This window comes from Lentzea kristufekii (assembly GCF_033949925.1).
Taxonomy (GTDB): domain Bacteria; phylum Actinomycetota; class Actinomycetes; order Mycobacteriales; family Pseudonocardiaceae; genus Lentzea; species Lentzea kristufekii.
The window spans coordinates 40336-49603 of record NZ_JAXAVV010000040.1 but is presented as its reverse complement, the minus strand read 5'-3'; the positions used below and the strand labels follow the sequence as shown (position 1 = coordinate 49603).

At 67.9% G+C, this 9268-nt stretch carries 12 protein-coding genes; 5 read left to right on the top strand and 7 right to left on the bottom strand.

Annotated features, from left to right (window positions below; genetic code table 11):
* Positions 1 to 327 precede the first annotated feature (327 nt).
* The 7 genes from SK571_RS43845 to SK571_RS43820 all read right to left on the bottom strand — a co-directional run bounded on the left by SK571_RS43845 (position 328) and on the right by SK571_RS43820 (position 4117).
* Positions 328 to 627, bottom strand: a complete 300-nt coding sequence (locus SK571_RS43845) for a DUF1416 domain-containing protein (protein ID WP_258946378.1) — start codon at positions 625 to 627, stop codon at positions 328 to 330.
* Positions 628 to 632: 5 nt separating this feature from the next.
* Complete coding sequence (locus tag SK571_RS43840; RefSeq protein ID WP_319990026.1) at positions 633 to 1478, bottom strand: sulfurtransferase; 846 nt, start codon at positions 1476 to 1478, stop codon at positions 633 to 635.
* A 30-nt stretch (positions 1479 to 1508) separates the two neighbouring features.
* Positions 1509 to 1946: a DUF4395 domain-containing protein gene (locus SK571_RS43835; RefSeq protein ID WP_319990025.1), complete on the bottom strand. Its 438-nt coding sequence runs from the start codon at positions 1944 to 1946 to the stop codon at positions 1509 to 1511.
* Positions 1947 to 2018: 72 nt separating this feature from the next.
* Complete coding sequence (locus tag SK571_RS46535; RefSeq protein ID WP_360045477.1) at positions 2019 to 2096, bottom strand: putative leader peptide; 78 nt, start codon at positions 2094 to 2096, stop codon at positions 2019 to 2021.
* A 79-nt stretch (positions 2097 to 2175) separates the two neighbouring features.
* Positions 2176 to 2583, bottom strand: coding sequence for a thioredoxin family protein (locus SK571_RS43830; protein WP_319990024.1), 408 nt, complete (start codon positions 2581 to 2583; stop codon positions 2176 to 2178).
* Positions 2580 to 3398 carry an LmeA family phospholipid-binding protein gene (locus SK571_RS43825; RefSeq protein WP_319990023.1) on the bottom strand — a complete coding sequence of 273 codons (819 nt, stop codon included), beginning with the start codon at positions 3396 to 3398 and terminating at the stop codon, positions 2580 to 2582. Before SK571_RS43825 ends, SK571_RS43830 begins: the two co-directional genes overlap by 4 nt.
* Positions 3395 to 4117, bottom strand: a complete 723-nt coding sequence (locus tag SK571_RS43820) for an alpha/beta hydrolase family protein (RefSeq protein WP_319990022.1) — start codon at positions 4115 to 4117, stop codon at positions 3395 to 3397. Before SK571_RS43820 ends, SK571_RS43825 begins: the two co-directional genes overlap by 4 nt.
* Positions 4118 to 4291: 174 nt before the next feature.
* Between SK571_RS43820 and SK571_RS43815 the strand changes: the two genes are divergently transcribed.
* From SK571_RS43815 to pstA, 5 genes are all read left to right on the top strand, one after another.
* Complete coding sequence (locus SK571_RS43815; RefSeq protein WP_319990021.1) at positions 4292 to 5053, top strand: response regulator transcription factor; 762 nt, start codon at positions 4292 to 4294, stop codon at positions 5051 to 5053.
* 10 nt (positions 5054 to 5063) lie between these two features.
* Complete coding sequence (mshD, locus tag SK571_RS43810; RefSeq protein ID WP_406602113.1) at positions 5064 to 5939, top strand: mycothiol synthase; 876 nt, start codon at positions 5064 to 5066, stop codon at positions 5937 to 5939.
* 198 nt (positions 5940 to 6137) lie between these two features.
* The gene (gene pstS, locus SK571_RS43805; protein WP_319990020.1) at positions 6138 to 7250 is read left to right on the top strand and encodes a phosphate ABC transporter substrate-binding protein PstS; all 1113 of its coding nucleotides are present in this window, start codon (positions 6138 to 6140) and stop codon (positions 7248 to 7250) included.
* A gap of 35 nt (positions 7251 to 7285) precedes the next feature.
* Positions 7286 to 8350, top strand: coding sequence for a phosphate ABC transporter permease subunit PstC (gene pstC, locus SK571_RS43800; RefSeq protein WP_319990019.1), 1065 nt, complete (start codon positions 7286 to 7288; stop codon positions 8348 to 8350).
* Positions 8347 to 9261, top strand: a complete 915-nt coding sequence (pstA, locus tag SK571_RS43795; protein ID WP_319990018.1) for a phosphate ABC transporter permease PstA — start codon at positions 8347 to 8349, stop codon at positions 9259 to 9261. Before pstC ends, pstA begins: the two co-directional genes overlap by 4 nt.
* Positions 9262 to 9268 lie beyond the last annotated feature (7 nt).

Genomic DNA, 9268 nt, shown 5'->3' with positions numbered 1-9268 from the left:
GCGCGTTGCGTAGATGGGCGCGTTGGTGGGGTGGCTTCGTCACGAGTCGTGCCAAGAGCGGGCCACATCAGAGGAGGGGTGTCAAACAGACGAAAAGCGTGTCCGTTTGACACCCCTCCTCTGGTGCAGCAAGTGCTGTGGCACGACTCGTGACGAAGCCACCCCACCCGGACCGTTTGGTAAGTACGGCTCGCCTTCGGCTTCGCGGATGAGTTGCGTGCCCATGACCGTGTGCTGCCATGGCCCGTCCGGGACGCCGAAGGCCCCGGTGGTGTGACACCACCGGGGCCTTCGTCCATACCAACCAGGTCTTGGTGACCTGCGGTCTTAGGCGACCGCGATCTCCACCGCGTGCACGCCGGGGCCCGACGCCGACACGTCGGCCTGGCCGTTGCCGGTGCGGTGCAGGGCGCGGACGGTCCAGCTGCCCGGCGCCGCGAAGAAGCGGAAGTCGCCCTCCGGGGAGGTGACCACCTCCGCGGTGAACTCGCCGGTCGAGTCGAGCAGGCGGACGAAGGCGCCGCCTACCGGGGTGCCGTCGGAGACGACCTTGCCCTCGAGCACGGTTTCGGTGGTGCCCGCGTCGATCGTGCCGCCCTGAGCGGGGGCGCCGCAGCCGTTGGACATGATGATCAGGCCTCCTTGCCGGAACCGAGTTCGATCGGCACGCCGATGAGCGAGCCGTACTCCGTCCAAGAACCGTCGTAGTTCTTGACGTCTTCGTGGCCGAGCAGCTCGCGCAGGGCGAACCAGGTGTGCGAGGAGCGCTCGCCGATGCGGCAGTACGCGATGGTCTTGCGGCTGCCGTCGAAGCCCGCTTCGGCGTAGAGCGCGCGGAGTTCGTCGTCGGACTTGAAGGTGCCGTCCTCGTTGGCCGCCTTGGACCACGGGACGTTCACGGCCGAGGGGATGTGGCCGCCGCGCTGGGCCTGCTCCTGCGGGAGGTGGGCCGGGGCGAGCAGCTTGCCGGAGAACTCGTCGGGGGAGCGCACGTCGACGAGGTTCTTGTTGCCGATGGACTCGACGACCTCGTCGCGGAACGCGCGGATCGAGAGGTCCTGCTCCTGGGCCTTGTAGGAGGTGGCCTCGCGGACGACCTCTTCCTTGTCCAGGGGGCGGCCGTCGAGTTCCCACTTCTTGCGGCCGCCGTCGAGGAGCTTGACGTTGGTGTGGCCGTAGAGCTTGAAGTACCAGTACGCGTAGGCCGCGAACCAGTTGTTGTTGCCGCCGTAGAGGACGACGGTGTCGTCGTTGGAGATCCCCTTGGCCGAGAGCAGCTTCTCGAAGCCCTCGCGGTCGACGAAGTCGCGGCGGACCGGGTCCTGGAGGTCGTTCTTCCAGTCGATCTTCACGGCTCCGGGGATGTGTCCGCCGTCGTACGCGGTGGTGTCCTCGTCGACCTCCGCGAACACGACGCCGGGCGCCTGGAGGTTCTCTTCGGACCAGGCGGCCGAGACCAGCACGTTCTCACGGCTCATGGGAAGTTGCTCCTGTAGTAGTGCGTGTCGTCATTGCGGTCGAGCGAAGGCTGGTACGTACCTGCGCAGCACCAGGTACATCTCGCACCCGAGGCACAGGCCGAGCGCCGCGTTGAGCAGTGCTGCCACCAGGGCCATGCCGGTTGCCACCATGCCGAGCGTGGTGAGGCCCGTGGCGTAACCGAGGGTGCCGATCAGTGCGAAGACGAAGCCGACTCCCTGGGCGAACCGCAGCGGGGCGGCTTCCTCGCGTTCGGTGGTCGGGGTCAGGCGCGGCTGAATCGCGTAGCGGTAGACGTGACCCCACGGGTTCAGCTTCAGCGAGATGAACGCGCATATCGCGAAGAGCACCGTCTGGGCGGCGAGGAGCCGCCACCAGCCGGTGAGCAACACGATCGCGAGGATGACGGCGGTCATCCAGGCGGAGAAGCGCGGTCCGCGCGGGTCTACAGGGGAGTCTTTGGGCACGACGACCTCCGGGCAAACGGACGAGAGGAATCAGTCCGGCAGAGGTAGCTGATGGGCGTCAAGCAGCCCAGTTCAGCTCGTCGTGCGACACAGGCTGCTGCGCGTGCGGCACAGGTCAACCGCGCGTCGCTTCGTGAGCAGCAAGGTCATGCCAGCGAGGGTAGCCCTCAATCCCTCGGTGCGGGAGGTATGTCCATCTGGTGGAACAACGCAGGTTCACCCGACCGGATTAGGGCAAATGCGGTCGCAGCGCCGCCAGCAACGAGTCGCGTTTCGGCACGCCACCGACTCGCAACACCTCGGTGCCGTCCGATGTCAGGGCGAGCGTCGTGGGGGTGCGCATGACGCCGAGCTTGGTCGTGACGTCCGGGAGGTTCGTGACGTCGAGCTCGGCGTGGGTGAGGCCGTCCGTGCGGTCGGCGAGGTCGCGCAGGACCACCTTCGCGTGCCGGCACGGCGCGCAGAACGTCGTGGAGAGCTGGACCAGCGTGACCCCCGGCGCGAGCAGGTCGCGCACGGGGGCGGGCAGGTCGATCGAGTCCTTCGCACGGGAGATGCGGCCCTCGCGGACCTTGAGCAGCACACCGATCGCGCCGGCCGCGGCCAGCGCGCCCAGCAGCGCCCACACACCAGTCATCGCTGGACCAACGGTACATCCGCGATCTCACCGGAGAGCTTGAACGCACCGCTCTCCACCTCGACGGCGGTAGGCGTGGCGCTGAACGGCAACGTGCCGGGGTCGATCTTGATCGCGAGCGCCTGACGCAGCTGCGGGATGATCTGCTTCAGCGAGGCGTCGTCCAGCTCGATGTCGTCGATGTTGATCTGAATGGCACCGCTGACCAGCGCGATCTGCCCGTACGCGGTGAGTGTGATGACCTTGCCGGCGACGTTGGTCTGGCCGGAGAGCTTCACCGCGGCGGTCGTCTTGGGGGCTTTCGGGTCGGCCGGGGTCTGCGTGGCGACGCGGTTGTCCGGCTCGATCGAGAGCTTGTCGAACGGCGTCACCTGGTTGGCCAGCCGGTTCAGGTCCATCGCCTTGATCCGGACGCTGCCCTTGACGGTGTCGATGGTCGCCTTGGAGACGTTGCCCGCGAGCAGGTCCGCGAGTTCCACGCGGGTGTGCAGCAGGTCAGCCTCGACGTCGAGGTCGCGCAGGTCGACGCCCTGCTGCTCGTTGCGGATCGGCACGCCGTAGGCGCGGATCTCGACGTGCTGGTAGTCGCCGCGCAACGCCTGCAGGGTGAACGGGAACCCGTTGATGCGCACCGACGGGTCCTCGTTGAGCTGCAGCTTCTCCCGCATCCGCTGCGCGATCTGGTACTCACCGGCCGCCGCCAGCGCGAAGTCGGCGGCGACGAGCAGCACGCCCAGCACGATCACCGTGATGATGAGGAACTTCCCGCGACGGGACTTCTTCTTTCGCGGCCGTGCGGGGGTCTGCGCAGTCATTCCTCGTCCTCGACGTTAACGGCGATCCATGCCGCCATCCGGTCTACCAGGTCTGGAGTCGCGGCCGATTCGGCGTGCCGCATGCCGGGTTCGATCCACAACTCGGCATGTCCGGAGGACGCGCGGTGCAAGGACCTGGCGTGGTCCACGGAGAAATAGTGGTCCAGGTCACCGTGCACGATCAGCAGTGGGGTCGGTGTGATGCGTCCGACCACCTCGAGCGGACTCTCCGGCGCTTGTACCCAGCTGCCGCCGAGCCGAACCCCGAGCGCGCGTGCCGCGAGCTTGCCGTGCGGCTGCTCCAGCAACCAGTGCACCCGGCGCATGGGAGCGGTCTCGCGCGACCACCACCGGGCGGGGCCGCTCACCGAGACCACGGCGTCCGGTCTGGTCTCCCCCAGCGCCGCGTGCCGCAGGACGATCGAGGCGCCCATCGAGAACCCGACGGTCGCGATCTTCGAGTACCCGAGCTCGCGCGCCTTGAGAACGGCGGCCTCGATGTCGTGGACCTCGTCCGCGCCGACCGTGCAGCGTCCTTCGGAGCGTCCGTGCCCGCGGAAGTCGAACGCCACGACGCCGGCCTTCCTGGCCATCCGGGCGAGCACGCGGGAGACGTACGGCCTGCGCACGTGGTTCGTGAACCCGTGTCCCACAACGAAAGCGAGGTCGCTTTCGCTCTTGTGGTGGACGCCGTGCAGACGCACCCCATCGTGTGACATGGATGTAACAGGCGTGACGCTTGTGGAAACAAGTGTGAGCACGGCTTCTTGACCTGGGACTTTCTCGGGGTGCACCGGTATTGTCTCCGTCATCCGCAGGCAACGGGGCCCGGTCACCGTACGCCGCTGGTCTGGTCATGGTGACCGTCCACGGCCGATTTGGAGGGCGCCGCGATGAGCATCGACGTGCTTCTGCTTACGACAGACCCGGACCCGGAGGCTGTTCTTCCGGCACTGGCTCTGCTTCCCCACGCCGTGCGCCCCTTGCGCCCCGAGGTCTCCGCGCTTCTCGAAGCCGGTCCTCACGACATCGTGCTGATCGACGCCCGCACGGACCTGGTCGGCGCGCGCTCGCTGTGCCGCCTGCTCGACTCGTCCGGTGTGGACGTGCCCGTGGTGGCCGTCGTCACCGAGGGCGGCCTGGTCGCGGTCAACTCCGACTGGTCCGTCGACGAGATCCTGCTGCCGAACTCCGGCCCCGCCGAGGTCGACGCCCGCCTGCGGCTGGTCCGCTCGCGGCGCGGCACCACCGCGCCCGGTGGCGACGGCGCGATCCAGCTCGGCGACCTCGTGATCGACGAGGCCACCTACACCGCCCGCCTCAAGGGCCGCCCGCTCGACCTCACCTACAAGGAGTTCGAGCTGCTCAAGTACCTCGCGCAGCACGCGGGCCGGGTCTTCACCCGCGCTCAGCTGCTGCAGGAGGTCTGGGGCTACGACTTCTTCGGCGGCACCCGCACGGTCGACGTCCACGTGCGACGGCTGCGCGCCAAGCTCGGCCCCGAGCACGAGGCTCTCATCGGCACGGTCCGCAACGTGGGCTACAAGTTCGTCCGCCCGCCGCGTCCCGGCTCGTCGCGCCGTCCGGCCGAGGTGACCGAGATGGAGATCGACGACTCCGCCCACGTCCTGGATGAGCGTTTGATCGCGCGGTAGGTTCGCCTTTGTGGCGCAACTGAGCTGGTTCGAGGAGCTGACGGCCGACCAGGCCGCCGAGGTGACGGGTCTGCTGGAGGCGGCCCAGGGCACCGATGGCGTGGCCCCGGTCGGCGAGGCCGTGCGGCTGCGGATGCGCCCCGGCGCGACAGGCGGCAGGCACCTCCTCGCGCACCTGAACGGCGAGCTCGCCGGGTACGCGCACGTCGACCTGATCGGTGACTCCGGTGGCAACAAGGTCGCCGAGCTCGCCGTGCACCCGAAGCACCGCCATCAGGGCGTGGGCGAGGCACTGGTCAAGGCACTCCCGCAGGAGTCCCTGCGGATCTGGGCGCACGGCGGCCACCCGGACGCCGAGAAGCTCGCGGAGAAGCTCGGCTTCCGCAAGGTGCGCGAGCTGCTGCGGATGCGGCTGCGCGTCGACAACGACCTGCCGGAGCCCAAGCTGCCCGAGGGCGTCAGGATCCGGCCGTTCGTCCCGGGCAAGGACGAGGCCGCGGTCGTCTACGTGAACCACCGCGCGTTCGACTGGCACCCCGAGCAGGGCGCGATGTCCATCGAGGACGTCCGCGCCAAGGAGGACGAGCCCTGGTTCGACCCCGAGGGCTTCCTGCTCGCGTTCGACGCCGACGACAGGCTGGCGGGCTTCCACTGGACGAAGGTCCACACGCCCGAGCTGGGTGAGGTCTACGTCGTGGGCGTCGACCCGGACCGTCAGGGCGGCGGCCTGGGCAAGGCGCTCACCCTCGCGGGGCTGCGTCACCTGCGCGAACAGGGCGTCAAGGAAGTGATGCTCTACGTCGAGTCGGACAACACCGCGGCGGTCAGGGTGTACACGAAGCTCGGCTTCACCCTTTGGGACGCCGACGTCCAGTACGCCCGGTAGTCAACGTACCGTCACAAAACGCATACGCGCTGGTCACGCCGTCACTCTTTTGGCCGTGTGACCCGTCACTTCCCGTTCGGTGTTCACCTCCCGTTCACCCTGACTAGGCGGTCTGTCCATTCTGGCTACCTACCTTCCGTAGCGAGCGGCGGCGTCCGTCGCGAACCGCTAATGCTTTCCGCAAGGTGGAGGACCAAGGTGAAGATCCAGCGGCACGGTGCCGTTCTCGGCCTCGTCGCGGCCAGCGCGCTGCTGCTCAGTGCGTGCGGCAGTGACAACAATGCGCCGACGGGTGGCACGAACCCCTCGTCGAACGCTGCGTCTGTCCCGGTCGAGTGCGGTGGCAAGACCAAGCTCAACGCTGAGGGCTCCTCCGCGCAGAAGAACGCGGTCGACGCGTTCGTGCAGGCCTACCAGGCTGCCTGCCCCGGTGTGGACCTCGCGTACAACCCCTCGGGCTCCGGCGCGGGCGTGAAGAACTTCAACGCCGGTCAGGTCGACTTCGGTGGTTCCGACTCAGCGCTCAAGGAAGGTGCCGAGACCGAGGCCGCCGCCAAGCGCTGCCAGAGCAACCCGGCGTGGAACCTGCCGCTGGTCTTCGGCCCCGTCGCCGTCGGCTACAAGGTCTCCGGTGTGGACAGCCTCGTGCTGGACGCCAAGACCATCGCCGCGATCTTCTCCGGTGAGGTCAAGAAGTGGAACGACCCGGCCATCAAGGCGCTGAACGGCTCCGCGACCCTGCCGGACAAGGACATCTCGGTCATCTACCGCTCGGACGAGTCGGGCACCACCGACAACTTCCAGAAGTACCTCAAGGTCGCCGGTGGCTGGACCAAGGGTGAGGGCAAGCAGTTCAAGGGCGGTGTCGGCGAGGGCAAGGAGAAGTCCGCCGGTGTCGGTCAGGCCGTCGGCTCCATCGACGGTGCGATCACCTACGTCGAGTGGTCCTTCGCCCAGGACAACAAGCTCTCGATCGCCAAGATCGACTCTGGTGCCGGTGCCGTCGAGCTGACCGCCGAGTCGGCCGGCAAGGCCATCGACGGCGCGAAGATCAAGGGCGAGGGCAACGACCTGGTCCTCGACCTCGACTCGATCTACGGCTCCAAGGCCGCCGGTTCGTACCCGCTGCTGCTCGCGACCTACGAGATCGTGTGCTCGAAGGGCTACGACGCCGACACCGCCAAGGCCGTCAAGGCGTTCCTCACGGCTGCCGCCACGACCGGTCAGGCGCAGCTCACCGACGCCGGCTACGTGCCGCTGCCCAAGGCGTTCCAGGACAAGCTCCTGACCGCCGTGAAGGCGATCGCCTGAGGTTGATGCGAGACTTCGGCTGACACACAGACGCGATGAATGATCCCGTCGCGGCCTTGCGCCCCGCCGGCTCCGGTGACACCGGGGCCGAGCGGGGCGTCGCGGCTGCTCCCACCGCCTCGGAGGCTCCGATTCCCCCGACACCGGAAGCTCCAGTAACGACCAAGGCACCTCACGTCCGGCCTGGTGACCGCATCTTCCGCGGCCTGGCGACGGGGTCCGGTGTCTTCATCGTCGTCCTCATCGGCGCGATCGGCCTGTTCCTCATCCTGCAGGCCATCCCGTCGCTCGGGCTGGACAACGTCAACTTCCTGACCAGCCGCGAGTGGAACACCACCGACCCGACGAACCTGCGGTTCGGCATCCTCGACCTGACGCTCGTCACGGTCGTGGTCGCACTGGTCGCCCTGCTGATCGCCATGCCGATCGCGCTGGGCATCGCGCTGTTCCTCACGCAGTACGCGCCGCGCAAACTCGCGCGGCCGTTCGCCTACGTCATCGACCTGCTCGCGGCCGTGCCGTCGATCGTCTTCGGCCTCTGGGGCCTGTTCGTGCTCGGCCCCGTGCTGTTCCCGTTCTCCGAGTGGCTGATCGCGAACCTCGGCTGGATCCCGATCTTCGCCAAGGGCAACGTCAACGTGCAGCTCGGCGGCACCATCTTCACCGCGGGCATCGTCGTCGCCGTGATGATCCTGCCGATCATCACGGCCGTCAGCCGCGAGGTCTTCGAGCGCACGCCCACGATGCACGTCGAGGGCGCCATCGCTCTCGGCGCGACCAAGTGGGAGGTCGTCCGCACGACGGTCCTGCCGTTCGGCAAGGCCGGTTACGTCAGCGCCTCGATGCTCGGCCTCGGCCGCGCGCTGGGTGAGACGATCGCCGTCGCGATCATCCTGAGCACCGCCACCAGCTCGTTCGGCTGGTCTCTCTTCGACGGTGGTTCGACGTTCGCCTCGAAGATCGCGCTGGCCGCGCCGGAGTTCAACGACGCGCGCTCGGCCGGTGCCTACATCGCGGCCGGTCTGGTGCTGTTCGTGCTGACCTTCGTCGTGAACGCCATCGCGCGCTCGATCGTCGCCGGCCACAAGGAGTACGAGTGAGCACCAATCTCGCGGACCCCCAGCGGCTCGCGACGCCCCCGACGTTCCAGTCGGTCAGCGTCAACCGCCGGATCAAGAACGGCATCGCCACCGCTCTCGTGTGGGGCGCGTTCCTGGTCGCGATCATCCCGCTGGTGTGGGTGCTCTACACGGTGATCCAGCGCGGCTTCCCGGTCATCCTCGACGGTGACTGGTGGCAGAAGTCGATGTCGGGCCTCCTGGCCCGCCAGCAGGGCGGCGGCGCGTACCACGCGATCTACGGCACGCTGGTCCAGGGCCTCGTCTGCGCCGTGATCTCCGTGCCGATCGGCATCATGGTCGCCATCTACCTCGTCGAGTACGGCGGCCGCTCCCGGCTGTCGAAGGCGACGACGTTCATGGTCGACATCCTGACCGGTGTCCCGTCGATCGTCGCGGCGCTGTTCGTCTACACGGTCTGGATCACGACCTTCGGCCTGAGCCGCAGTGCCCTGGCCGTGTCGCTCGCGCTGGTGCTGCTGATGGTGCCGGTCATCGTGCGCACGACCGAGGAAATGCTCAAGATCGTCCCGGACGAGCTGCGCGAGGCGTCCTACGCGCTGGGCATCCCGAAGTGGAAGACGATCGCCAAGATCGTCATCCCGACCGCGCTGTCCGGCATCCTGACCGGCATCATGCTGGCGCTCGCCCGCGTCATGGGTGAGACCGCTCCGGTGCTGGTGCTCGCGGCGTACGCCCCGTTCATCAACTACAACCTGTTCGACGGCCCCATGGCCTCGCTGCCGTTGATGATGGTGAACGAGCGCAACAACCCGACGGCGGCGGGCTTCGACCGCATCTGGGGTGCGGCGATCACGCTCGTCGTCCTCATCACCCTGTTCAACCTCCTGGCGACCGTGATCTCGCGGTCGCTGGCGCCGAAGACGAAGTGAGCGGGCG